The organism is Thermoactinomyces sp. FSL K6-2592 (assembly GCF_038006465.1).
Taxonomy (GTDB): domain Bacteria; phylum Bacillota; class Bacilli; order Thermoactinomycetales; family Thermoactinomycetaceae; genus Thermoactinomyces; species Thermoactinomyces vulgaris.
The window spans coordinates 1,170,449-1,195,170 of record NZ_JBBOVH010000001.1 but is presented as its reverse complement, the minus strand read 5'-3'; the positions used below and the strand labels follow the sequence as shown (position 1 = coordinate 1,195,170).

Here is a 24,722-nt window from a genome sequence, read left to right as displayed (position 1 = left end):
ATCATCATTTACCAAGAATCAATTTTTCTGCATTCAGGCATTGTCTTGATATAAGTGAATGCTTTCACAGTGGCCCCTTTTTCGATCGGCGTGCCCGGTTTGGGATCCTGATCATACACTTGTGCATGATCAGCCGGTTTCCCGCCGGAATCAGGGCATCTCCAAAGCTCAAAGTTAAAATCACTGGCATTTTTATACTGACGAAGTGCCGATTCATACTTACCTAAAAAATTTGGAACCGTCACATCGCCAGCGCCCACTTTCACCTTAAACACTGTCGAAGAATCAATCTTATCTCCGGCTTTTGGTTCTTGCTCCACAATTTTATTTAAATCTCCGGATACGTAAGAAACCTGAGCCTCTGGCAGACCGTGCTCTTTAATAAAAGCATTCAATTCATCCAATGTTTCAAAATCATCGGCCACCAATTGCTCCTGATGTTTACCGGCCGAATCACTTCCATCCCCGGTAAACAGTCCCCAAACGGTGGTAAAGCCCCAGATGCTCAACATGACGATGACTGCAATGGTAAAGAGGCCAAATAACAGCTTTTGCCACCAGGGCAACTTGGCTTGCACATTTTCGAGCCAGACAACCGTCCGTTGCAGGACCGTTTTTTCTTTGTCACCGGAAACATTCTTCAGCCGCTCCAGATTGGTCAGCGTGCGCTCCCCGAGCCCTTGCGTTTGGCCCTTTTGCGGGGACGGTTCTTTTTTGCCGGAGCGAATCTCCGGACGCTGTACCGGCGACTCATATTGTTCGTCATTGTTCGACGATTCTTCATTCAACGGAATCGTCTGGAACATTTCCTGTCCTTGATTCCGTTGGTGATTCACCCAATTGGCTTCCATATGAGGCGTCAATTGGACCGCATACTGGATGCTTTTCATCATGTCACGGGCTGATTCGAACCGGTCTTCCGGATTTTTGCTCAAGGCCCGCATGACGATTTCCGCAACATTATCCGGAATATTCGAGTTATATTTCCGGGGGTCTTCAGGTGTTTCCTGTAAATGTTTCAATGCAATGCTGATGGCTGAATCCCCGTCAAACGGAATTCTTCCGGTCAACATTTCATACAATACGATTCCCAACGAATATAAGTCCGATTTTTCGCCAATCACCCCGCCCCGGGCTTGTTCCGGTGAAAAGTAATGAACCGACCCCATCACCGATCCTTGTTGGGTGATCGTGGACGAGCTGGCGGCACGGGCAATTCCGAAGTCTGTCACTTTGGCGCGCCCGTTGGGACCGAGCAAAATATTGTGGGGCTTGATGTCCCGGTGCACAATCTGATTCTCATGGGCATGGGCCAATCCGTCACAAATCTGAACGGCAATCGTTGCCGCTTCCTGAACGGGCAGTGGACCGCGCTCCTGAATGTACTGCTTCAAGGTCGGACCTTCCACCAATTCCATCACGATGTAATGCGTAAAGTGATCGCGCCCCACATCATAAACATTGACAATATTGGGGTGAGACAAACTTGCAGCAGCCTGGGCTTCCCGGCTGAATCGACGTATAAATTCCGAATCATTACTGAGGGATTCACTCAGAACCTTGATGGCGACATATCTGTTTAAAAGCACATCTTTTGCTTTGTATACAACGGCCATCCCTCCGCCGCCGACGCGGCTGACGATTTCATAACGTCCCCCCAGCTTCTTCCCTTCCATCTGCATGGTCACCTCGTTCCTCCTTGCACCCGATTAAGATGTCGCTGACCTTCCTGTATGCCTTAGTAAGATAAGGGAAATATTATCTGTTCCGCCGGCGTCCAACGCCATTTTTATTAACTGATCCGCTTTCTCATCCAAGGACATGGTTCTGGAAGATAAGACAAGCCCGATTTCCCTCTCGCTAACCATTGTAGTCAGTCCGTCTGAGCAAAGGAGCAACGTGTCTCCCTGATTCCACGGTGTATTGATCAAATCCACTTCCACTTCTTCACTGGTTCCGACTGCCCGGACGATCATATTGCGTTGCGGATGATTCGCCGCTTCTTCTTCGGTGATTTGCCCATGTTTTTTCAAAAGATTGACATAGGAATGATCTTCGGTCAATTGATAGAGCCCGCCATTATGCAGCATATATGCCCGGCTGTCCCCAACATGGGCCAAGACAACTTCTTTGGTGTCCACAATGGATGCGATCACCGTTGTACCCATCCCTTTATATTGGTTATTCTCAGCTGCCATATTATATACGGTTTCGTTCGCTTTTCCTACTGCATGAAGAAGTAAGTCACTTTTTTCATCCGTAGATATATCCAAGGGTTGGGCTGAGACCACCTGTTCAATGGTTTCCACGGTTTTGCTGCTGGCTACGTCTCCAGCTTGATGCCCGCCCATTCCATCCGCAACAATGGCAATCACAGCCCCGGATTTGGTCACAATCAGACCTGTGCTGTCTTCGTTCAGATCACGCACACGTCCGATGTCTGTGCGCCGAGCTAGCTCCATTCCGGTTACCCCTTTCCCTTTCAGTTTCCCTTGGTTGAAATGCAATAAAGAGGAAATGACGTTTCTCAACCTTCGCGTTTTCCTCGGGAATCGATTGCATGCCGCCCGAAAAATTCTTCATTTTGACTGGTTGTGTTTGGCCCGCAATTGTCCGCATGCCGCATCAATGTCATGTCCTTGTTCTCTGCGGATGGTTGTATTGATATGATATGAGTCCAAAATCCGTTTAAACTCAAAAATTTGTTCCCGCGGCGTCCGGGTGTAATTGCGTTCCGGAACGTAGTTAACCGGAATCAAATTGACCAGACAATTTTTCCCTTGAAGCAGTTGCCCCAGTTCGTGGGCATGTTCATCCTGGTCGTTTTTCCCGCCGATCAAGGCGTATTCAAAAGTGAGTCGGCGTCCGGTCTCATTGATGTAGTACCAACACGCTTCCAAAAGTTCAGCGAGCGGGTACTTCCGGCTGATGGGCATCAATTTCTTGCGCAATTCCTGATTGGGCGCATGCAGAGAAATGGCCAAACCCACTTGCCAATTTTCATCGGCAAACCGATAAATATTTGGCACCACTCCACTGGTGGAAACGGTAATATGTCTTTGCCCGATATTTAAACCATGCGAATCATTGATCGTGCGAACAAAACGCATGGTGGCATCGTAGTTTTCAAAAGGCTCACCGGAACCCATGACAACAACCGATTTTACTCTTTCATTCGTTTGGTCCAAATATTTTTGAGCCATCATCACTTGCGCGACAATTTCACCACTGGAAAGGTTCCGTTTCAATCCGCCCAGTGTGGATGCACAAAACGTACATCCCAACCGGCAACCCACTTGGGTTGTCACACAAACGCTGATTCCGTAATTGTGCCGCATGACCACGGTCTCAATGGCATGTTGGTCATGCAAACCAAACAAGAATTTCACCGTACCGTCTTTGGAAACCTGGCGGGTGATGATTTGAAGCGGTGCCAGATGAAAATGCTCCTCCAAGGTTTCCCTCAACGTTTTGGGAAGATTCGTCATCTCCCGGAATGAATCAACGCGTTTCACATAAAGCCAATCCATCACCTGTTTGGCCCGGAATGCCGGTTGATTCCTTTCTTTCATCCATTCCATCCACATTTCATAAGTCAAATCGTATGCAAAAGGTTTCATAAATGATCTCACCAATTCCTAACTAGCCATCCATCTTGAACAGGGAACGCCTGTTCAAAACTTTTCTTATTATATCATAGTCCTAATGAAAGAAAAGGGACAGCTCGTGAAGATTTTTGTGTCCTTTCTGACAGATATTGCGGCTTCTCCTCCCCCCTGTGTCACTTCGACTCCAACCCGGCTCTTCGCAAGTCCACGTCATAATGGATGCGGATCGGTATTTTGGAAAAGTCTTTTTCCCAGTTCAACCGGTGATACAGTTTCGGGTAGTATGCATTCACAAATTTGCCGAAGGCAAAGATATCTGTATTGTACTCTTTTTGGGCCAGATCAATCAGCTTTTTCGCAGATTTATCATATTCATGTTGAACCATATTACTGAGCATCTGGTATTTTTGCGGTTGATCCAGCTTATACGAAGTACACTCTTTGACGGTAATTTCTCCTTCCACGCTCACGTTCACATCGATCGCCGGTTCCTTGTCCGAAATGTGAATTTTGCTGGAGGATGATTTGGGGTAAAACACAATTTGCCCTTTCTGTTGTTGGGGGCAATCGATCATCACCGGCCATCCGGGTTTGTGTTCCCGGACATTTAGCAATGCATTGACCAAAGGCGGTTTCAAAACCCCGAGCAGGCGGTCATCTTTAAAAATGCCGATTCCGTTCCAAACATAGCGGTTATCGGAGACGCGGAAAACATTCAAGATCGGTGCCCGTTTGGCCGGATTGGACAATTCCTCAAAAAACTCCCCCAAAACCATCGACGGAAAACGCCCATTTTTGATTCCGGTTTCGATCGATTCCCGCAAATAATCAATGGGAATTTCTTCGAGACGAACCTGAACGTCCAAGGCATTCTTCGCCTCGCCTTGAATGATCACCGGCCACAAATGGCGCCGGATTTGTTGATTTCGCCTCAATCCTTCAATCAAATCCCTGGTCCCGTTTTTCGCCAACTCCTCACCGATCAACAAAATTTGAGTGTGTCCCGTAAACAAAGGGAAATTGGTTTCATTCTCGATTTGCATGAATGCTTCCTGGAGGGTGCGTCCTTCCTCCGAAAATAATTCGACAGCTCCGGCTCCTCCGCCTCCACCCCCATCGTCTTCACCGCCACCGCCGCCGACGGTTTTGCGGGGGTTCGGGATTTGGATTGACACTTTATGCCCCAACGGGCTTTGATCCACCGCCAATGCCACCACAACGGCCCGTTTTTCAATTTCGATCGCATCCCAACATCCGCTGGTCAACAGCAGTGAGAATACTGAAAGAATGATCACCCATCTTTTTCTTTGGAGAAGATTAAATTTCATCGCGAACTTCTCCTTTCTTTTTGCGAATCACGGCAACCAACAACAAAACCACCGGAATGATGACGGAAATGACGGCATCATAAAGCCCGATCCGATCGGCATAAATCCCCACTTCCTGTGTATTCTCCGGAATCAATGCCAAGTACAAAAAAACCGGGACGGCGAGAAAAGCAATCCAGCGGCGGTACCGTTCGGAGAGGCGAAAATACTCGATGATGATTTGAACCAAAGCCGAAAACAAATTGACCACCGATGTATAACCCGCAACCAGCCAAATTGATAAAATGGCGGATTCGATCCGCTCAAATAAAATGTCTTCCATCTTGACCACTTTGGCCACTTCCAAGACGGGGAACATCAAATTATTCACCTCGTCAATTCCAAAAACACTTAAGGAAATGGCACACAAGTACCAATACGAAATGGTGATGGCGAGGATGGAAATCATATTTGCTTTTTTCATTTTCTCCGGTTGTTGATAAAACCCGGAAAAAATCATCACCACTTGAAATCCGGCAAAAGCAAAAGCGCCTCCCATCAACGCTTTCGGCAAGACCATCGGATCCAGTTGAAAGAGTGGCAGAATGTTGGTGATTTCCCCGCTTTGAAACAAGGCATATATCATGGACAAAAAAGGGATCAACGTGATCGGGAACAAAAACTCGTTCAATTTGGCAATCACTCCGAGATCACTTCCCGCACCAATAGCCGCCGCCAAAAGAAAAATAAGCATCACGGCTTCCACGGGGGTGCGCGGCAACATGGTCGTCACGACGGTTTCCCCAAAAATGCGCACGACTGACGCCGTCCCCATGACAAAAAAAAGTGCCACCATCAACAAAAAGGGAAAACTGATGACATATCCGACCCACTTTCTTTTTCGGGATCCCAAAATGTAAGGGGCAAACTGCACCAGTGTCATTCCGGGAAACCGCTGACAAAGTCTGGTTATCAAATACACTAGGATCGCCACGACCACCCCGGACAAAAGGATCACCCAAATCATATCGTTTCCGGCCGATTCCCCGACCGACCTTGGCAAACTCAAGACACCGGCTCCAAAAATGGTTGAATAAAGAAGCGTGAAAGCCTGATAGGAAGTGATGACTTGTTTGGATGCGGTTTTACGATCCATCTTTGGTCCCTCCCTCTTTCAAGCGGATTTTATTATGTGGCTGATAGATGGTCGGTCGTTTTTTCATCCACGGCCACGGGATGCGGATCAGGGAGTCTCTGAGATCCCTCAAATTCAAGGGGGCAAACGGAGACATGTACGGAACGCCAAAAGACCGGAGCTGGACCAGATGCAAAAGCAAAAGCATCAATCCGATCATGATGCCAAATAACCCGAACATCGCTGCGACGATCATGAACGGAAAGCGAAGCAGACGGATCGAAATGGCTGCGTTGTAATTGGGATTGGCGTACGAACTGATTGTCGTCAAACCGACCACAATCACAAAGGCGGGGGAAACCAATCCGGCGGTCACCGCCGCGTTTCCAATGACCAGCGCCCCGACAATCCCGATGGTCGGCCCGATTGGTCCCGGGAGGCGAATGCTTGCTTCCCGCAAAATTTCCACACTGATTTCCATGATCAATGCCTCCACAATCGCCGAAAACGGCACGGTGGCCCGCCCCGCAGCCATCGCAAGCATCAGGTCGGAAGGGATCATTTCGGGATGAAACGAAATGAAAGCAATGTAAAGCGCCGGCAACAATAATGCGATAAACAAACTGAGCAAACGGATAAGCCTCAGGAACGTCGATATCAAATAACGTTCGTAATAATCCTCCGGACTGTTGTAAAACTGGCTGAATACCGCCGGGGCAATCAGCGCTTGGGGGGCTCCGTCCACCAGCACGGCCACTTTCCCTTCCAACAAATGCGAGACGACCGTGTCCGGCCTTTCCGTGTTTTGTAACAGCGGAAACGGCGTCCACATTTGATCCTGAATCATCTCTTCAATATAACCAGCTTCCAAAATCCCGTCGATTTTGATGCGTTTGATCCGCTCTTCCACTTCTTGCACGATGTATTTTTCGCTGATCTCTTCAATATACAAGACGGCAACCGTCGTCTTTGTCCTTTTTCCCACCGGGATATACTTCACACGCAAGGATGGATCCCGCAGACGATGGCGGATCATGGACAAACTGAAATTCAGGGTTTCACTCAATCCTTCACGGGGCCCTCGCACCACTTGTTCCGCCCGTGGTTCATCGACACCCCGGGTGGCCCAACCTTTCGAGCCGACAATCAACCCTTTTTCGGAACCATCCACCAATAAAACGGTGTCCCCTCCCAACACACCTTCCAAGACTTTTCTCATCTGATCGACTTCTTCCGTCTCTCCGGCCTCCACTTCGTTGACAACCGCTTTCCACGGATCCGACAACTCTGCCCCGGTTTTTTCCAGCTTGATCAGTGGCCGGATTAAAAAATTTTGGATCAACTCTTTATTGATTAACTCATCAAAAAAGATCACGGCCGCTTTCTTCCGGGGTTGGTCAATCGTGAATTCGCGAATCACCAAATCTGAAGAATCACCCAGAACATTTTTGATAAATTCCAAGTTTTGGTCCAAATCCGGATAGACGGGTGTTTCCTCTTTTACTGCTTTATTTAATTGTTGCTCATTATGTTCTTCCAACTTCTGTTTCTTTTTGCATTCCCTTTTTAAGAAACGATTCGGTCTTCTCATCAAGCATCACCATCCATAACTTCCCACCAAGCCCGGGAAATCATGCATCGTGGATTGAAATAAAAAATCAGCGGGATGTTGTTCCCGCTGATTCATGGCACATGGGCGCACTCCACCCTGAACATATTATCAATGTTTGATCATCCGTGAAATAAAAAAACCATCACTTAAAAAATCGTGCGGCAGGATTTGAATCCAACCGTCCCCCGAATGGACCCGGTTTTTCAACGGGTCCGGCAATTTTTCCTTCCAGGTGTTGTCACCGGAAAAATCCGGATGCCTTTTTAAAAAGGACTCTACCTGCTCCCAATTTTCACGCGATTCCCATGTGCAGGTGCTGTACACGAGAACCCCGCCCGGTTTCAATAACGGGGCGGCCGCATCCAGCAACTCTTTTTGCAATTGTGCCAACGCCTCAATATTTTCCGCTTCTTTGCCCCATTTTAAATCCGGTTTGCGACGGATCACTCCCAATCCGGAACAGGGGGCATCGAGCAAAATGGCATCAAACGTATGCGGTTGAAAGGGTCCGGGCAGGTTCCGCCCGTCCAGTTGCCGGACGGAAATAATATCAATTCCAAGTCGCGAAGCATTGGACCGGATCAGGGAAAGTTTGTGGTCATGGACATCACAGGCCACAATGTGTCCCTGATTCCCCATCAATTCCGCCAAATGCGTCGTTTTCCCTCCGGGAGCCGCGCAGACATCCAACACCTTCATTCCGGGTGCCGGCGCCAAAACTCGCGCCACCAACATCGAGCTTTCATCTTGAATGGTGCAATACCCTTCCCGGAACCACGGGGTGAACGCCGGGTTTCCACCGCCTGAAATCGTGACCCCTTCCGGTGCGATTCCGGATGCCTCTGCCTGGCCGGTTCCGGTTGCATTCCACTCTTTGATGAATACATCCGGATCCATCTTCAGCCTGTTCACCCGGACACTCACCCGGGGGGGATAGTGATTGGAAAGCAATGCCGCTTTCGTTTCTTCCTCCCCGTATGCCTGTTCCATCCGTTCGATTATCCACTCGGGATGGGAATACGAAACCGCTTTTTCCGCCAGGGTTTGCGGATTCTTTTTCGGTGTCAACCGGTGCCGGTTCCTTAAAAAAGAACGCAACACCCCGTTGACCAGGCCGCTGATGCCCCGGTGCCCCCTCTTTTTGCTGATTTGCACCGTTTCGTAAATCGCCGCCCGCTCCGGAATCTTATCCAGATAAAGCAATTGATAAATCCCGAGCCGCAACAATTGGCGGACCCAGAGTTCCAAAGAGCCGACACCTTTTTTCACCAACTGGTTCAAAATCCAATCCAGTGTGTTTTTCCGTTGGATCGTTCCATAAACCAGTTCAGTCACCAGGCGCTTGTCCTTCTCATTCAACGGGGACGCTTGCAGCGCCTGATTCAAAAGCAAATTGCTGTATGCTTGTCTTTCTTCCCATTTCTCCAAAATGGAAAGAGCGGTTTCCCGGGCATTGACCTCCCTTTGTTTAGTCACCGAACCGATCTCCTGCCTTCATCTGCCGGCCGTTGATAAATTGCCTGGCCGGCATGGGTTTTTTTCCGGAAGGCTGTACCTCCGTCAATCGCAGCAATCCTTTGCCGGTGGCCACCACAATGCCATTGTTATCAAGCCGGATTACCGTGCCGGGCTCGCCTTGGGTTTCTTCATTCACCACCGAAGCCTTCCAAATTTTAAACGGTTTTCCCTTCCACAATGTATAGGCCACCGGCCACGGGCACAAGCCGCGGATTTGACAATCCAGTTCCTGAGCAGTTCGTTCCCAGTCGATTTTTTCATCTTCGCGGGTGATATTGGGGGCAAAAGTCGCCTGCTCATCATCTTGAGGAACGGCCTGCACCGTGCCGTCCAGAATGGAAGGAAGAACTTCTTTTAATAATTCTGCGCCAAGATTTGCCAATTTATCATGCATGGTCCCCACATTATCCCCGGAGGTGATCGGAATCGCCCGTTGCAAGAGCATGTCCCCGGCATCCAGCGCTTTGACCATGTACATGATCGTCACCCCGGTTTCCTTTTCCCCGTTGATAATGGCATGGTGGATCGGAGCCCCTCCCCGGTATTTGGGCAACAACGAGGCATGAACATTGATGCATCCGTATTTGGGGGCATTTAAAACCGGCTCCGGCAAAATTTGTCCGTATGCCGCGGTCACAATCAAGTCCGGCTGAAGTTCCAAAACCTGACGGATGGCTTCTTCTGATCTCAATTTTTGCGGCTGGAACACCGGCAGATCATGTTTTATGGCTTCCACCTTGACCGGGGGCGGCGTTAACACTTTTTTTCTGCCTTTGGGGCGGTCCGGCTGGGTCACCACCCCGATCACTTCCACCTGATCCTTCTCTTCCAGCAACAAACGCAAAGAGGGCACAGCAAAATCCGGCGTGCCCATAAATAACACTCTGGCTTTGCTCAATCCAATTCCTCCTCCGGACGGAATACGCGGTCAGCAATATCAATAAACAATACACCGTTTAAATGATCCACTTCGTGTTGCAATGCCCGGGCCAAATAACCTTCCGCCTCGATTTCAACCGGATTTCCGTCCCGGTCCTGCCCGGTGACTTTCACCCATTGTGCCCGCCGCACTTCCCCCAACAGATTGGGAATGCTCAAGCACCCTTCCGGCGGAGCAAGTTGTTCCCCTTTCTTCTCAACGATTTCGGGATTCACGATTTCCATCAACCCTTCCCCGACATCGACGACAATCACTCTTTTTAATATCCCGACTTGCGGAGCCGCCAACCCGACACCTTTTGCATCATACATGGTTTCTGCCATGTCATCGAGCAGTTTGTGAAGCCGTGCGTTGAATTTTTGAACCGGCCGGGCTTTTTTCTTCAAGACCGGATCCGGGTATTGAACAATGTTGCGAATTGCCATCATCAAGCTCCTTTCCTGTCTTTTCTTTATAAAGCAGTGGCCGGAATCAACGATTCCATTCCATCCCGGTCCAAACTGATTTTCAATTGGGGATCCTCCATCGAATAAAGCATTTCTCTCACCCGGTGTTTCAACCACTGAACGGACGGGCTGCCGGGCGGATATTTAATCAACATTTGCATGCGGTAACGGTCTTTGATCCGCGGAATGGGAGCCGGTACCGGTCCCAAGAGCTCACAATCGGACGGAAAATCCTTTCCGAGGTGAAAAGCCAGCTCTTGCCCCGCACGCATCACCTTCACCCGGTCCGGATGACTGATCAAAAAAGAAAACAATCCGCAATAAGGGGGATAAAAATGTTTTTTGCGGACTTCCGCTTCCTGCCGGTAAAAACGTTCCGTCTCGCGGCGGACTGCCATCCGGATGCTGTAGTGATCGGCACTATAGGTTTGGATCACCACTTTTCCCGGCTTTTCATGCCGTCCTGCCCGGCCGCTGACCTGAGTCAATAATTGAAATGTGCGTTCCGCCGAGCGGAAATCGGGCAAATGAAGCATCGAATCCGCCGCAATGACCCCCACCAATGTAACATCTGGAAAATCCAGCCCTTTGGCAATCATCTGGGTTCCAAGCAAAACATCCGCCTGCTTTCTCCCGAATTGGCTCAAGAGCTGTTCGTGCGCCCCTTTGCGACTGGTGGTGTCCACATCCATCCGGATCACGCGGATACCGGGAAAATGGCGGACCAATTCCTGCTCCACTTTTTGCGTTCCGACACCGAAATGGCGGATATATTTGCTGCCGCATGACGGACAAACTTCCGGCACACGCTCCGCATATCCGCAATAATGGCAACGCACCGTCCGGTTCGTCTGGTGATAAGTCAACGAAATGTCACAATGGGGACACATCACCGATTCGCCGCATTCCCGGCACATGACAAAAGTGGAAAAGCCGCGCCGGTTTAAAAACAACACCGCCTGCTCATTTTGGTCCAGGCACCGGGTCAGTTCCTGCCGCAAACATGCACTGAACATCGACCGGTTGCCGTCGGCCAGCTCCTTTCGCATATCCACCACTTTCATCTCCGGAAAGGGGCGTCCGTGAACCCGTTCTTTTAACTCCACCCGGTGAAAATGCCCTTCGCAAGCTTGCTTGTAACTCTCCAACGACGGCGTGGCGGAACCCAATACCAAGGTTGCCCCGTGTTTTTGAATCCGCCACTGTGCAACATGCCGCGCGTGATATTTGGGATTTTCCTCTTGTTTATAGGAAGACTCATGTTCTTCATCAATAATGATCAATCCAAGCTGTTGAAACGGTGCGAAAATGGCGGACCGGGCACCGATGGCCACCTTCACTTCCCCGCGGCGGATTTTTCGCCATTCATCATACCGTTCGCCGCCGGACAGACGGCTGTGCAAAACCGCCACCTGATCACCGAAGCGGCCTTTGAACCGTTCCACCATCTGCGGGGTGAGGGAGATCTCCGGAACCAGCACAATTGCTTCCCGTCCCCGCCGCAAAACTTCCGCAATCACTTGAAGATAAACTTCGGTTTTTCCGCTTCCGGTCACCCCTTGCAACAAGATGGTACGGGGCTTGTTCTCACGGATGGATTCCATCATGGCGTCATAAGCCTTCTGCTGCTCGCCGGTTAAAGGAAGCGGCTTGGTTTTTTGAAATTGTTGATGCCGATAAGGATCCCGGAATTCTTCCCGCTCCTCTTCCATCAAAATTCCTTTTTGGACAAGGCTTTGGATCGTCGAACGGGATACTTGAAGCTCACTGAGCAACCGGGGAAGCGGAATTTCGCTTTCTTGAGCCAAAAAATATCGGAGCACTTCCCGCTGGCGCGTTGCCCTTTTGCTCAATCCTTCCAAAGCTTGGAGCAGGGTTTCCCGGCTTTTGGGAAACACCCAGGTCACCTTGTTCCGGGTCACCCGGTCTCCCACTCTTTCTTCCAGAATGATCCGTCCGACGGCGGCAAGTTTTCGCAACCGGGAGGCACTCATGCCAAGCGATAACGCCTCATCCCAGGTACACTCGCCTTTCTCTTTCAACCGGGTCAAAAAAGGTTCGCAATCAATCAGAGACAGATCGTCTGCGATCTCGTCCGTCTGATTATCCGCATAACGAACCACTTTTTGGTACTTTCCTTTCAAAACCGCCGGCACCATGGATTGCAGAGCGGTAATCGTGTGGCACATATATTCTTCCGCCATCATGGCGGCCAGCTCAACCAGTTCAGGCGTAAGAGGCGGGATGAAATCCATCACTTCGATAACCGGTTTCACCCGCTTGGTTTCCGCCTTCTCTTTGATTTTCACAACATATCCGATCAGCTTGCGGTTCCCGAAAGGAACATGGACCCGGCTGCCCACACGGATATCCGGTTCCAGCTCTTTTGGAATCAAATAATCAAACGGGCGGTCTGCGGCCTGAGCCGGCACATCCACGATCACTTCAGCAATCATTTGCAAACCAGTCCCCAACCAAGGTCATCAACTTCCGTGCCACCTCCAATTTACTCATCCGGGGCAGGGAAAAAACTTTTCCGTGCCGGTCATACACCGTGACAATATTGGTGTCGCTGCCAAATCCGGCTCCGGGCATGGTTACATTATTGGCCACAATGTAATCCATCCCTTTTCGTTTTAATTTGTCACTTGCATAAGCTTCCAGATTTTCGGTTTCGGCGGCAAAGCCCACAAATAATTGATGCGGCTTTTTGTGCGCTCCGACCCATTTGGCGATGTCTTCCGTTTTGACCAGGTTTAACGTCATCTCGTCTTTGGTTTTTTTCATTTTTTGTTCCATAAATTCTTTGGGACGGTAATCCGAAACGGCGGCCGCCTTGAAAATCACATCCACCTCCGGCAAATGTTTCCGGACGGCTTCTTTCATTTCGCCCGTTCGCCGGACATCCACCCGCCGGACCCCGAGAGGCGTTTTCAAGGAGACCGGGCCGGTGATCAAAATCACTTCCGCTCCTGCCTCACGGGCCGCTTCCGCCAAGGCAAATCCCATTTTTCCCGAAGAATGGTTGGAGATATAGCGGACCGGATCAATGGGTTCCAACGTGGGGCCGGCCGTGATCAAAACCTTTTTTCCCGCCAAAAGCCGGCGATTGGAGAAAAAGTGCTCCACCCATTTGACAATCTGCTCCGGTTCCGCCATGCGCCCTTTGCCGACGTAACCGCAAGCCAGTTGTCCTTCGCCCGGCTCAATGAACAAAATGCCCCTTTTTCTCAGAATCGCGATGTTTTCTTGCACTGCCTGGTTTTCATACATATTGACATTCATTGCCGGCGCCAAAACAACGGGCGCCCGGGTCGCAAGTAACGTGGTGGACAACATGTCATCGGCCAAGCCGTGAGCCATTTTGGCAATGATGTTTGCCGTGGCCGGAGCAATCACGAACAAATCGGCATGATCCGCCAAGTCAATATGATTTACCACTTCCGGCCGGTGCTCGTCAAACGTGTCCACCGTTACATGGTTCCGCGATAACACCTGCAGAGTGAGAGGAGTGATAAACTTCGTCGCTGACCCGGTCATGATGACACGGACATCCGCTCCGCGCTGGGTCAACTGACTTGCCACGGTCGCCGCTTTGTAAGCTGCAATGCCTCCGGTGATGCCCAATCCAATTCGTTTTCCCTTCACGATGATGTTTCCTCCTCTCTTCGATCCGTCCGCAATCGGGACCACAAACGCCGTGCACCGTGTGACACGGTGCACCGGATCAATACGCTCTTTCGCCCTCTGCCACCACATCCCTTCGCCTGTTCCAATCCAAACAACCGCTGGGAATGAATGGTGAAATGAAGGATGAGTGCCACATAGAAAAATAACAACCTGTACAGGTTGTTATTTTTCATTCGCGTGATGTCGGGACGAGAATATCAGCTGCAATCTCTTCCAACGCCATTCCCACATATTTTTGGGATTTGGGCTCCAATTGCGTGCTTTCACCTTCCAACAGGCTCCGGGCCCGTTTGGCCGCCAACACCACCAATGAATATTTGCTGTCCGCTTTTTGCATCAATAAATCGATCGATGGATATAACATGATCAAACCCTCCATCCACTACGCGTCTTCACTGATTTTCAACCGATCCGTCCGGCAATGTTCCGCCATCACAATGGCGCGGATCCGTTCGCAAGCTTTGTCCACTTCATCGTTGATGACGACATAATCGTATTGATCGATTTGTTTCAATTCATCGCTTGCCGCTTCAAGCCGGAGGTTCAACACCGATTCGCTTTCGGTTCCCCGATGGATGATCCGTTGACGCAACTCTTCAAACGAAGGGGGAACCAAAAAGATGAAAATGCCTTGCGGATATTTTTCCTTCACCTGCATGGCACCTTGCACTTCAATTTCCAAAACGACATCCCGGCCTTTTGCCAGTGTCTCCTCGACGAAGTGCCGGGGCGTGCCGTAATAGTTTCCCACATATTGAGCCCATTCAATCAGTTCATCTTCTTCAATCATTTTTTCAAACTCTTGGACGGACTTGAAAAAATAGTTGACTCCATCCACTTCTCCTTCACGGGGGGAACGGGTGGTTGCGGAAATCGAATACGTCAGTTCGGGCATCATTTCACGCAATGCTTTGCAAACCGTTCCTTTCCCGACACCGGAAGGTCCGGAAATCACAACCAAAAGCCCTTCATTGACATAATTTGCTTTCATCTCAAAGCCCTTCCTACTCCACAATTTCTTCATGTTGCTCTTTGTTCGCCAAACGGTGAGCCACCGTTTCCGGCTGAACCGCGGATAAAATGACATGGTCGCTGTCCGTGATGATGACCGCCCGGGTCCGGCGTCCATATGTAGCATCAATCAGGACACCGCGTTCCCTCGCTTCCTGAATGATCCGTTTGATGGGAGCCGAATCCGGACTGACAATCGATACAATACGGTTGGCAGATACAATATTTCCAAATCCAATGTTGATTAATTTAATACCCAAATCAAAGTGCCTCCTCACCCATGTTCAATATTCGTTGGGAAAGAGCCTGAATTTCTTAAACCATTGATTACCTACTACGCTATTTTAGACCGTTTCCCCTTAATAATCAATGTATTACTCAATATTTTGCACCTGTTCTTTCATTTTTTCCAGTTCACTTTTGCATTCAATGACATACTTGCTGATCGCCTTTAAGTTGGCTTTGGAGCCGACGGTGTTGACTTCCCGGTTCATTTCCTGGATCAAAAAGTCCAGTTTCCGCCCGATTGGTTCTTCTTTTTCCAACGTTTTTCGAAATTGGTCCATATGGCTTTTCAACCGGATCAACTCTTCGGTGATATCCGCTTTTTCCGCCCAGATCGCCGCTTCCGTCAAGATCCGGTCGGGATCAATGTCAGAATGACCCAGCCATTCCTCCAGCCGCTTCCGCAATTTGTTTCCGACATGCCGGCTCACCTCGGGAGCGAGCTCTTCCATTTCCTCCACATACTCATCCAGGCAGTCCACTCTCTTCATCAGATCCCGGCTCAAATGGATGCCTTCTTGTCTTCGCATTTTTTTCAAAGACGTTAAAGCCGTCTCCACCGAAGCCAAAACGGACTCTTCATACTCCTCCACCGAAGGCTTCACTTCCTCAATCAGCCACAGCTCCGGCTTGTTGATCAAATCCGCCATGGTTAATCCGGGAGCAATCCCCCATTTTTCATTTAAAGTTTTGCCGGCAGAAATAAAACTCTCCAACAGGTTCCAATCCACTTCCGCTTTTCGTTCGGGGGGCTTCATCCCTTCGATGGTGACAAAAATGTCCGCTCTGCCTCTGCGGATCACTTGCTGGACTTTTTTCCGGATCAAATCTTCCAGTACCATCCACCTGTTTGGCATGCGGATCACCATATCGAGGAAACGATGGTTCATCGTGCGAATCTCGGTGACAATCCGGACTCCGTCCCTTTCGATTTCGCCGCGTCCATATCCTGTCATACTGACTGCATTTGTTATCGTACCCATCTATCCAGCCCTCTCCATCTCATTGTTCATCTTAATGATAATGAACTTGCTCTGGTGAAATCAAACGGAGGATGGACGCAGAATTTCATTTTATTTTACGATTCTCGCCCAATCGATTGTATGCTTCCGGACGGATTCCTGATAGAATAAATCCATATAAATTTTAAAATTAAAGGAAGAAGGAAAATGGCAAATAAACTCGTCAAAGGAACCGTTATATTAAGCATTGCAACGTTATTCACCAAAATTCTCGGTGCTTTGTTCTGGGCCCCGTTTCAAAATATTGCCGGGGACGAAACCGTTGGTCTTTATCGCATATCTTTCCCATTTTACACGATCTTGCTCATGATCGCCTCCGCCGGAATCCCGATCACCGTTTCCAAATTTGTTGCGGAACGGCTGGCCCAAGGGGATCGTTTGGGGGCCCGGCGGGTATTAAAAGCGGCTTCCATCATTTTGAGCCTGACCGGATTGGTCGCCTTTTGCATTTTATTTTTCGGAGCAAAATTCATATCCCATGTGTTGCTTGACAACCCGCCGACCGAGTCTTCCTTGAAAGTTTTGGCCCTGGCCATTTTGATTGTTCCAGTGATGGCGGTTTACCGTGGATATTTCCAAGGACATCAACAAATGATGCCAACCGGCATTTCGCAAGTTGTGGAACAAATCGTTCGCGTGGGTGTGGTGATCGGTCTTACATACTGGATGGTTGAAGCACAATTTTCGCAAGAACTGGTCGCCGCCGGAGCCACTTCCGGAGCTTTTGCCGGGGCGCTGGGCGGGCTGGCCGTCGTGCTTTGGTATAACTTCCGGGACGTAAAGAAACTCAAAAAAGAACCCGTCACCACGGAGCAAGACTCCAAACCAAAAGAGCCCTTGGGCCGGCTGGCCAAGCAAATCGTCCTTTATGCTTTGCCGATCTCACTTGGTTCCCTGGTCCTGCCGTTGATCGGCTTGATTGATTCCTTCACCGTCCCGCGGTTATTGATGAATATGGGATATTCGGAAAGCATGTCCAACACGCTGTTCGGGATTTACGGACGCGGGGAACCTTTTGTCAATGTGATTTCGACCTTTTCCTCTTCGTTGACTTTGGCGCTGATTCCCACCATCTCCGCCCATATTGCCAAACAGGAGATGAAAGCGGTCGAGCACAAAGTCAAACAAGCCTGGTTGATGACCTTGATCGTCAGCTTGCCGTCCGTCATCAGCCTCGTCATTTTGGCCCGGCCGTTAAATATCATGATGTATCAAAACGACAGCGGAACCCTGACCTTGTCCGTTCTGGCTTTCTCCGCCATTTTCAGCACCCTGGCGGTCACCAGTTCCGGCATCCTTCAGGGAATGGGCTACAATAAATTGCCGGTTCGCCATTTGATGATCGGAGCGGTTTGCAAAATGGCCGGAAATTTCGTCTTCGTGCCGTGGTTTGGCATTACCGGTTCTGCCGTCTCCATGGTTTTGGCATATATCATCGTCTGCTTTTTAAACACTTGGATGGTGGTCAAAAAAACCGGCATCCATGTCGATGTCACGCGTCAGTTTGTCAAACCGGCCCTGTGCAGCGGATTGATGGGGATCTTTTTAATCGGCTTGTATACATTGACAACCGGATGGTTTGATCCCTTGCACATTTCGCGTATATCGAACGCCTTGCTGAGCGTTGTTTTGGGGATTTTGGCCGTTCTCATCTACGGCATTTTCTTGTTGATGACGCGAACCATCGGCGAAAATGAAATCCGCCTACTCCCCAAGGGCCATCTGATTTTGTCCTTCCTGAAAAAAACCGGGCTGTTGAGACCGGAAAAACCGGGGATCACTGCATAAAAAAATAAAAAGGCATCTTCGCAAACTGAAGATGCCTTTTTTATTTTGTCTTATTGTTGATTTAACAAAGAATGCCTCCGGGAATACGTGAAGTAAATGATAAGTCCGACCAAAAACCAGACTGCAAAGGCAATCCAGGTAAAGACAGCCAGATTGGAAATCAAGAACAAACAGGCAAAAATGGCGATTGCCGGAATCACCGGAACTCCCGGGCAACGGAACGGACGCGGCAAATCAGGCTGGGTATAACGCAGGATAATCACGCCGAGCGAAACAACCGTAAACGCAAAGAGCGTTCCGATGTTCACAAGTTCCGCCAATTTCTCCAAAGGCAGAAGCGCTCCGACAAAAGCCGCAATGGTTCCGATAATCCATGTGCTGGTGTACGGTGTTTTATATTTGGGATGAACCCAGGAAAACGCCTTTGGCAACAAACCGTCCCGGGACATGGAGAAGAAAATCCGGGTTTGCCCGTAAAGCATTACCAAAATCACGGTGGTCATCCCCATGATTGCCCCCAGATCGATTACACCGGCAAACCAATCTTGCTGCGCTTTCTGCAAGGCCAGCGAAATCGGGTGAGAAAGGTCTTTGGCAAACTCCTGATACGGAACAATCCCCGTCATCACCAGTGTTACAATCACATACAGCAACGCGCAAATCCCGAGCGAGGTCAACAAACCGATCGGCAAATCCCGTTTGGGATTCCGTGTTTCTTCTGCAGCTGCAGCAACCGCATCAAACCCGATAAAAGCAAAGAATACAAGAGCGGCTGCGGAAAAAATCCCCTCAAATCCAAACGGGGCAAACGGCTCCCAGTTGGACGGCTTCACATAAAATGCCCCCACGATGATAAAGAGCAGAACCACAGCCACTTTAATGATCACCATGATATTATTGGCCTTTTTCGACTCCGTGATTCCGCGCGAGAGCAAAAACGTAATGATCATGACAATCAAAAATGCAGGCAAATTAAAATAGGTGGTGACTCCTTCCACCGCTCCGGGTGCCGCGGTCAGTGCATCCGGAAAATGAATACCAAAACCACCCAGCAAGGATTGGAAATAACCCGACCAACCCACCGAAACCGAACTGACTGCGAACATGTATTCCAACACCAAATCCCAACCGATAATCCATGCGATAATTTCTCCCAAGGTTGCATAACTGTACGTATAAGCGGATCCTGAAACCGGAGCCATCGATGCGAATTCAGCATAAGCCAGTGCCGAAAACGCACAAGCGATGGCGGCAATGACAAAGGAAACGGCAAGGGCCGGACCCGCTTTGAGTGCACCGGCTCCCGTCAGCACGAAGATGCCTGTGCCGATGACCGCCCCGATTCCGAGCATGGTTAAATCAAAGGCGCCTAAGTCCCGCTTTAATTTTCCTCCTTTTTGCGACTCCGCAAGTGCATTGGAAATGTCTTTTTTCCGGAATAAATTCACCTGTCTCTCCTCCTGTATATAGGGCGTCCATTTCAATCAAATCAACTAATCGTCACAGCTTTTTTCATTTTGTCCCGAAATCGGTCAACCATCACAAAAACGCCATTGTTTTTTTATTTGAATATTTCAAAATACACTGATGAAATAAAACGAACCACCTCTCCCTTTGATCGACTTTAGCCATTTTTCCAACAATTCATCCTTTTTGGAACAAAAAACACGAATATGATTTCAAATAAAACTATTTATATATTAATTAATTTGCTTGTTATTTTCAACTAATAAAAAATATTTTTGGTATAACTTGGAGGAAATGGCTTCACAAACAGGATCCTTTTTGTAAGCGGTTTCAGCGGAGTTTGGCCGGATAAACGGTATCCAGCCAATCTCCGCCGGTAATTATAACCAGCTGTCCAACGTGTTTTGGTCCAATTTTTTGATGACGGCCGTCAACAACCGGGCAGCCTGTTCAAAATCATGCCTGGACATCAATGAATTATGACTGTGTACATACCGGGTGGGGAAACCGATCACCACCGTCGGGCATCCGGTTCCGTGCAAATGGAATTTTGCCCCGTCGGTCCCGCCGCCCATCAAAGCATCCACCTGCAATGGAATTTCCAACTCTTCAGCGGTATCCATCACCAAATTTCTCAATCCGGTATGCGGGATCATGGTATAATCCATGATAAACATCAACGGGCCTTCCCCCATCGCCGCTTCCCCGGGATGTCCTTCAAAGCCCGGAATGTCATAAGCCATCCCGACATCCAACGCAAAGGCAATGTCGGGCTTCACCAATTCCGCGAGCGTTCCCGCTCCCCGCACGCCGACTTCTTCTTGCACGGTGGCTCCGCCGTAGACAACATTGGGATGCGCCTCATCTTTCAGTTGCCTCAACACCTCAAGGGCCAGCGCACAACCCGCGCGATTATCCAGCGCTTTTCCTCCCCAAATCTTTCCGTCTTGCATGGTGAAAAAATCGGATACCGGAACCACGCTGTCTCCCGGACGAATCCCCATTTCTTCGGCTTCCGCCCGGCTTTTCGCACCGATATCAATGAACATTTCCTTGATGTTCATGACTTTTTTCCGTTCTTCCGCTTTTAAGGCATGAGGCGGTTTCGAACCGATCACTCCCAAGTATTCGCCTTTGCGGGATTGAACCACCACACGGTGGGATAACATATTGTGTGCCCACCAACCGCCCAATGGTTGAAACTTTAAAAAGCCTTTCTCGGTAATGTATGTAACCATGAAACCGATTTCATCAAGATGCCCGGCAAGCAAGATTTTGGGTCCGGCGGCATCTCCCGTTTTTTTCCCGGCCAGTCCCCCGAGACGGTCGGTCAGGATCTCCTCCGACAACGGTTCCAAATGTTTTTGGAACACTTGCCTGACTCCTCTTTCATTTCCTGGAACCCCTTTGGCATTGACCAGTTCCTCCATCAAATTTTGCAAAGCGTCCATAGAATCTGTCCTCCTGCCTTTATAGCCTCTGTGATGGATCGATAAAAATGACTTATTTTTTCATTATCACATAAAATTTATAATATATGCAATAACAGAGCAAATCGCTCCGCACGCCTCCAAACGGATTTGTCAATCAACTTCTGGATGGTTCTCCATCCCGCTCGCGTTTTCATGCTTAAAAAGCCTGCAAATAAAAAAATCCGGCTCATCGGAAGGATGAAACCGGATGGGTCCAAACCAAGTGGCAACGTTTCAGAAATTCAACCGTTTGAGCAATTCTTCTTTTTCTTTTTCGAACCCTGGCTTTCCGAGCAAGGCAAACATGTTCTTTTTGTAAGCTTCCACCCCGGGTTGGTCAAACGGATTAACCCCCAACAAATACCCGCTGATTCCACACGCTTTTTCAAAGAAATACACCAGTTGTCCGAATGCATACGGACTGTGCTCGCTCACGGAGACCACCAGGTTGGGCACATGGCCGTCCGTATGGGCCAGCATGGTTCCTTCAAAAGCCTTGCGATTGACAAAATCCAGTTCTTTGCCCGCCAGGTAGTTCAGTCCGTCCAAGTCACCGGCATCTTCCGGAAGGGTGACGGATTTGCGGGATTTTTCCACAAACACCACGGTTTCGAAAATGTTGCGCAAGCCTTCCTGAATGTATTGCCCCATGGAATGCAGGTCGGTGGTGAAATTGACTGATGCCGGGAAAATTCCTTTTTGGTCTTTTCCTTCACTTTCCCCGTAGAGCTGTTTCCACCACTCGCTGAAATATTGCAAAGACGGATCATAGTTGACAAGAATCTCGGTGGTTTTTCCTTTGCGGTACAACGCATTTCGCACCAATGCATATTGGTAGCTCTCATTTTCCGCCAACTCCGGATTCCCGTACCGTTTCATCCCGGCCCGGGCTCCCGCCATCATTTCATCGATGTCGATTCCGGCCGTGGCAATCGGCAAAAGCCCGACAGCGGTCAACACCGAGTAGCGTCCGCCCACATCGTCCGGAATGACAAATGTTTCATATCCTTCTTCATCGGCCAATTTTTTCAAAGCGCCTTTTTTCCGGTCGGTGGTGGCATAAATCCGGCGACGGGCTTCTTCTTTTCCGTAGCGTTTCTCCATGTACTCACGGAAAATCCGGAAAGCAATGGCCGGTTCCGTTGTGGTTCCGGATTTGGAAATCACATTGACACTGACTTCTTTTCCTTCCAGCACCTCCAACAGATCCGCCACATAAGTGGAAGCAATGTGATGGCCCACAAAATAGATTTCCGGCACTTTTCGCCCGGTTTTCGCCAATTGGTTATGAAACGTATGGGTCAACATTTCAATCGCTGCACGCGCTCCCAAATAGGAACCGCCGATCCCGATCACCACTAGAGCGTCCGAGTCGGATTGAATTTTTTGCGCCGCCTTTTTAATCCGCTCATACTCTTCGCGGTCATATTTTTCCGGCAGTTCCAGCCAACCGAGAAAATCAGATCCGGCTCCGGTGCCCGTATGTAGCAATTCGTGCGCCATTTTGACCGCCGGAGCCATCTGATCGATTTCCTGCTCGCTGAAAAAAGCTTTGGCTTTGGTGTAATCAAACGTAATCACGTTTTTCATGTTTTTTCACCCTCATTCTCCGATTCCTGGTTTTACGGTTTTTCCATGAATAAACCAATCTTCATTTTAATGTAACCGATAAGTCATTTCAAAAAACAATCAAGGAGCATGTTCAAACGAAAGCGTTCCCATTTCTACATTTCCCCGATTTGTTCCGGTTCATTTGAAGCAAATGATGATTCCGTGTATAATCCAGAAAAAAGTCAAAGGGGATTGTTATGCACAGACGAAATCATCTGATCCTGACGCTGATCTGTCTGTCTTTTTTTCTGTTCTTCACCGGATGTGTCCAAGCCGACATTCATGTGGACATCCACCGCGACGGATCCGGAACCTACCAAGTGAAAATCCTCACCAATGATTTGATCCTCACCAATCTGGGCAATGTCAAAACCCGGCTGAAGCAGCAAGGATTTCAGCTGCGGGAGATTTCAGAAGGATCCCAAAAAGGCTTTGTGGCCGAAAAAAGGGTCCAAAGCGTGATCGAGGAACCACCATCAAAAACCTTTGAGTCTCTGCAACCGACCGGCTCTGCACCTGCATCGGGGCCAAAAGACGACGGCGGTTTAAACGTGGAACATCAATTTTTCACCTCCCAGATCATTTATCGGGATGTGATCGACTTTTCGGATGAAATGCCCCGGCAAGACCTGGCGGAATGGATTCTGGAACAAATGAATTTCCGTTTTCATCTCACCACTCCGCTTCAAGCGGACGAACATAACGCAACCTCCGTGGAAAACGGCGGAAAAACCTTGACATGGCAGATCGATCCGGCCAAGCCCAATCCTGTCTATGTTGTTTATGTCATTCCCAATCCCTATACATGGAGTGTGATTTTGCTGATCGCCATCATCGGTTTGGTCGCCGGGATCATTTGGGGGATCCGCATGCGCCGCAGCAAAAAAAGAACAGGAGATTCCACAACAGAACCTCCCGTTTCCTTCCGTTGGGACAACCGAAAGTAATCAGCCACGGGTATGGCGTCAGTCCAGCCATACCCCTTCATAAACAAATTCAGCTGGCCCCGTCATATAAACATGTTGATCTTGTTCATTCCATTCGATGAGCAATTCGCCTCCCAAAAGCTTTACCCGGGCCGTCCGGTCAAGGCGGCCGGCAAGCACCCCCGCCACGACCGTCGCACAAGCGCCGGAGCCGCAAGCCATGGTTTGCCCGACGCCCCGCTCCCACACACGCATCCATACCTCTTGCGGCGACTGGAACGTGACAAACTCGATGTTTGCTTTTTGCGGAAACATATCATGTTTTTCCAGAACGGGTCCCCACTTTTCGACCGGAAACTTGTCTAAATCCTCCACTTCAATCACCGCATGAGGATTCCCCATGGACACGGCCGAAAACCGAAATGAGACCCCGTCCGCTTCAATCGTTTGGTTCACCGCTTTTTCCCCGCTCAACCGGACGGGAATCTCCGCTGGTGCCAAAACGGGTTTCCCCATATCCACCCTCACGTTTTTCCCATCCGTCCAAACCGGTTGCACCCCCACTTTGGTTTCGATCGCAAACGTATTTTTCCGGCTTGAAATTTTTTCATAATAATATTTGGCCACACAGCGCATGGCATTGCCGCATTGTTCCGCCATCGATCCGTCCGAATTAAAGATCCGCATGGAAAGATCCGCTTGATCGGACGGATACATCACCACCAGGCCATCCGCACCGGCTCCCGTGTGTCGGTCACACATCTTCCGTGCCAACGCCGAACATTCATCAAAAGACGGCTTTTGGGTCTGGTGGATGAGAATAAAGTCGTTTCCAAGTCCGTGCATTTTCGTGAAATTCATGATGTCGTTCTTTTCTCCTTCCC

General features: G+C 49.3%; 21 protein-coding genes. 2 read left to right on the top strand and 19 right to left on the bottom strand.

The genetic code is table 11. The features are described 5' to 3' along the window. Positions 1 to 8: 8 nt before the first annotated feature. The 15 genes from pknB to NYE37_RS06285 all read right to left on the bottom strand — a co-directional run bounded on the left by pknB (position 9) and on the right by NYE37_RS06285 (position 16,535). Positions 9 to 1,676 carry a Stk1 family PASTA domain-containing Ser/Thr kinase gene (gene pknB / locus NYE37_RS06355; RefSeq protein ID WP_082240658.1) on the bottom strand — a complete coding sequence of 556 codons (1,668 nt, stop codon included), beginning with the start codon at positions 1,674 to 1,676 and terminating at the stop codon, positions 9 to 11. A gap of 33 nt (positions 1,677 to 1,709) precedes the next feature. After that, positions 1,710 to 2,462, bottom strand: a complete 753-nt coding sequence (locus NYE37_RS06350; protein ID WP_037995113.1) for a Stp1/IreP family PP2C-type Ser/Thr phosphatase — start codon at positions 2,460 to 2,462, stop codon at positions 1,710 to 1,712. 117 nt (positions 2,463 to 2,579) lie between these two features. After that, complete coding sequence (gene rlmN / locus NYE37_RS06345; RefSeq protein WP_037994886.1) at positions 2,580 to 3,620, bottom strand: 23S rRNA (adenine(2503)-C(2))-methyltransferase RlmN; 1,041 nt, start codon at positions 3,618 to 3,620, stop codon at positions 2,580 to 2,582. 161 nt (positions 3,621 to 3,781) lie between these two features. Further along, positions 3,782 to 4,936, bottom strand: coding sequence for a Ger(x)C family spore germination protein (locus NYE37_RS06340; protein WP_037994889.1), 1,155 nt, complete (start codon positions 4,934 to 4,936; stop codon positions 3,782 to 3,784). Then, positions 4,926 to 6,071: a GerAB/ArcD/ProY family transporter gene (locus tag NYE37_RS06335; protein WP_037994891.1), complete on the bottom strand. Its 1,146-nt coding sequence runs from the start codon at positions 6,069 to 6,071 to the stop codon at positions 4,926 to 4,928. Before NYE37_RS06335 ends, NYE37_RS06340 begins: the two co-directional genes overlap by 11 nt. Continuing rightward, positions 6,061 to 7,641: a spore germination protein gene (locus NYE37_RS06330; RefSeq protein ID WP_049720274.1), complete on the bottom strand. Its 1,581-nt coding sequence runs from the start codon at positions 7,639 to 7,641 to the stop codon at positions 6,061 to 6,063. The genes NYE37_RS06335 and NYE37_RS06330 overlap by 11 nt, the downstream gene beginning before the upstream one ends. 129 nt (positions 7,642 to 7,770) lie before the next feature. After that, positions 7,771 to 9,138, bottom strand: a complete 1,368-nt coding sequence (rsmB, locus tag NYE37_RS06325; RefSeq protein WP_198052667.1) for a 16S rRNA (cytosine(967)-C(5))-methyltransferase RsmB — start codon at positions 9,136 to 9,138, stop codon at positions 7,771 to 7,773. Further along, positions 9,131 to 10,054: a methionyl-tRNA formyltransferase gene (gene fmt / locus NYE37_RS06320; RefSeq protein ID WP_037995116.1), complete on the bottom strand. Its 924-nt coding sequence runs from the start codon at positions 10,052 to 10,054 to the stop codon at positions 9,131 to 9,133. Before fmt ends, rsmB begins: the two co-directional genes overlap by 8 nt. 20 nt (positions 10,055 to 10,074) lie before the next feature. Next, positions 10,075 to 10,545: a peptide deformylase gene (gene def / locus NYE37_RS06315; protein WP_037995118.1), complete on the bottom strand. Its 471-nt coding sequence runs from the start codon at positions 10,543 to 10,545 to the stop codon at positions 10,075 to 10,077. 26 nt (positions 10,546 to 10,571) lie between these two features. Then, the gene (gene priA / locus NYE37_RS06310; protein ID WP_037994898.1) at positions 10,572 to 13,022 is read right to left on the bottom strand and encodes a primosomal protein N'; all 2,451 of its coding nucleotides are present in this window, start codon (positions 13,020 to 13,022) and stop codon (positions 10,572 to 10,574) included. Further along, complete coding sequence (gene coaBC / locus NYE37_RS06305) at positions 13,012 to 14,217, bottom strand: bifunctional phosphopantothenoylcysteine decarboxylase/phosphopantothenate--cysteine ligase CoaBC (protein ID WP_037995121.1); 1,206 nt, start codon at positions 14,215 to 14,217, stop codon at positions 13,012 to 13,014. Before coaBC ends, priA begins: the two co-directional genes overlap by 11 nt. A gap of 208 nt (positions 14,218 to 14,425) precedes the next feature. Continuing rightward, positions 14,426 to 14,620: a DNA-directed RNA polymerase subunit omega gene (gene rpoZ, locus NYE37_RS06300; RefSeq protein ID WP_037994899.1), complete on the bottom strand. Its 195-nt coding sequence runs from the start codon at positions 14,618 to 14,620 to the stop codon at positions 14,426 to 14,428. Positions 14,621 to 14,638: 18 nt separating this feature from the next. Further along, complete coding sequence (gene gmk / locus NYE37_RS06295; RefSeq protein WP_037994901.1) at positions 14,639 to 15,247, bottom strand: guanylate kinase; 609 nt, start codon at positions 15,245 to 15,247, stop codon at positions 14,639 to 14,641. A 13-nt stretch (positions 15,248 to 15,260) separates the two neighbouring features. Continuing rightward, entirely contained in the window at positions 15,261 to 15,527 is a 267-nt protein-coding gene (gene remA, locus NYE37_RS06290; RefSeq protein WP_037994904.1) for an extracellular matrix/biofilm regulator RemA, read from the bottom strand. Positions 15,528 to 15,641: 114 nt separating this feature from the next. Next, positions 15,642 to 16,535 carry a YicC/YloC family endoribonuclease gene (locus NYE37_RS06285; RefSeq protein WP_037994906.1) on the bottom strand — a complete coding sequence of 298 codons (894 nt, stop codon included), beginning with the start codon at positions 16,533 to 16,535 and terminating at the stop codon, positions 15,642 to 15,644. Positions 16,536 to 16,721: 186 nt separating this feature from the next. On the opposite strand from NYE37_RS06285, the gene NYE37_RS06280 reads away from it, so the two are divergent. Next, positions 16,722 to 18,362 carry a putative polysaccharide biosynthesis protein gene (locus NYE37_RS06280; RefSeq protein WP_037994909.1) on the top strand — a complete coding sequence of 547 codons (1,641 nt, stop codon included), beginning with the start codon at positions 16,722 to 16,724 and terminating at the stop codon, positions 18,360 to 18,362. A gap of 50 nt (positions 18,363 to 18,412) precedes the next feature. Here the strand turns inward: NYE37_RS06280 and NYE37_RS06275 are convergent, their stop codons facing one another. The 3 genes from NYE37_RS06275 to NYE37_RS06265 all read right to left on the bottom strand — a co-directional run bounded on the left by NYE37_RS06275 (position 18,413) and on the right by NYE37_RS06265 (position 22,891). Next, positions 18,413 to 19,810, bottom strand: a complete 1,398-nt coding sequence (locus tag NYE37_RS06275; RefSeq protein WP_082240642.1) for an amino acid permease — start codon at positions 19,808 to 19,810, stop codon at positions 18,413 to 18,415. A 399-nt stretch (positions 19,811 to 20,209) separates the two neighbouring features. Beyond that, positions 20,210 to 21,280, bottom strand: coding sequence for a M42 family metallopeptidase (locus tag NYE37_RS06270; protein WP_062843164.1), 1,071 nt, complete (start codon positions 21,278 to 21,280; stop codon positions 20,210 to 20,212). 255 nt (positions 21,281 to 21,535) lie between these two features. Next, on the bottom strand, positions 21,536 to 22,891 hold the full coding sequence (locus NYE37_RS06265; protein WP_198050781.1) for a glucose-6-phosphate isomerase: 1,356 nt from the start codon (positions 22,889 to 22,891) through the stop codon (positions 21,536 to 21,538). Positions 22,892 to 23,109: 218 nt separating this feature from the next. Here NYE37_RS06265 and NYE37_RS06260 point away from each other — a divergent pair, with 218 nt between their 5' ends. Continuing rightward, a complete protein-coding gene (locus NYE37_RS06260; protein ID WP_037994915.1) occupies positions 23,110 to 23,859 on the top strand; it encodes a DUF3153 domain-containing protein in 750 nt (249 codons plus the stop codon). A gap of 18 nt (positions 23,860 to 23,877) precedes the next feature. Here the strand turns inward: NYE37_RS06260 and dapF are convergent, their stop codons facing one another. Beyond that, complete coding sequence (gene dapF / locus NYE37_RS06255; protein ID WP_037994918.1) at positions 23,878 to 24,699, bottom strand: diaminopimelate epimerase; 822 nt, start codon at positions 24,697 to 24,699, stop codon at positions 23,878 to 23,880. Between the last annotated feature and the right edge of the window lie 23 nt (positions 24,700 to 24,722).

Coding starts and splice junctions, on each gene's coding strand:
- pknB (WP_082240658.1), bottom strand. CDS start 1,676: ATGGAAGGGAAGAAGCTGGGGGGACGTTATGAAATCGTCAGCCGCGTC.
- NYE37_RS06350 (WP_037995113.1), bottom strand. CDS start 2,462: ATGGAGCTAGCTCGGCGCACAGACATCGGACGTGTGCGTGATCTGAAC.
- rlmN (WP_037994886.1), bottom strand. CDS start 3,620: ATGAAACCTTTTGCATACGATTTGACTTATGAAATGTGGATGGAATGG.
- NYE37_RS06340 (WP_037994889.1), bottom strand. CDS start 4,936: ATGAAATTTAATCTTCTCCAAAGAAAAAGATGGGTGATCATTCTTTCA.
- NYE37_RS06335 (WP_037994891.1), bottom strand. CDS start 6,071: ATGGATCGTAAAACCGCATCCAAACAAGTCATCACTTCCTATCAGGCT.
- NYE37_RS06330 (WP_049720274.1), bottom strand. CDS start 7,641: ATGAGAAGACCGAATCGTTTCTTAAAAAGGGAATGCAAAAAGAAACAG.
- fmt (WP_037995116.1), bottom strand. CDS start 10,054: ATGGGCACGCCGGATTTTGCTGTGCCCTCTTTGCGTTTGTTGCTGGAA.
- def (WP_037995118.1), bottom strand. CDS start 10,545: ATGGCAATTCGCAACATTGTTCAATACCCGGATCCGGTCTTGAAGAAA.
- priA (WP_037994898.1), bottom strand. CDS start 13,022: ATGATTGCTGAAGTGATCGTGGATGTGCCGGCTCAGGCCGCAGACCGC.
- rpoZ (WP_037994899.1), bottom strand. CDS start 14,620: ATGTTATATCCATCGATCGATTTATTGATGCAAAAAGCGGACAGCAAA.
- gmk (WP_037994901.1), bottom strand. CDS start 15,247: ATGAAAGCAAATTATGTCAATGAAGGGCTTTTGGTTGTGATTTCCGGA.
- NYE37_RS06285 (WP_037994906.1), bottom strand. CDS start 16,535: ATGGGTACGATAACAAATGCAGTCAGTATGACAGGATATGGACGCGGC.
- NYE37_RS06280 (WP_037994909.1), top strand. CDS start 16,722: ATGGCAAATAAACTCGTCAAAGGAACCGTTATATTAAGCATTGCAACG.
- NYE37_RS06270 (WP_062843164.1), bottom strand. CDS start 21,280: ATGGACGCTTTGCAAAATTTGATGGAGGAACTGGTCAATGCCAAAGGG.
- NYE37_RS06265 (WP_198050781.1), bottom strand. CDS start 22,891: ATGAAAAACGTGATTACGTTTGATTACACCAAAGCCAAAGCTTTTTTC.
- NYE37_RS06260 (WP_037994915.1), top strand. CDS start 23,110: ATGCACAGACGAAATCATCTGATCCTGACGCTGATCTGTCTGTCTTTT.
- dapF (WP_037994918.1), bottom strand. CDS start 24,699: ATGAATTTCACGAAAATGCACGGACTTGGAAACGACTTTATTCTCATC.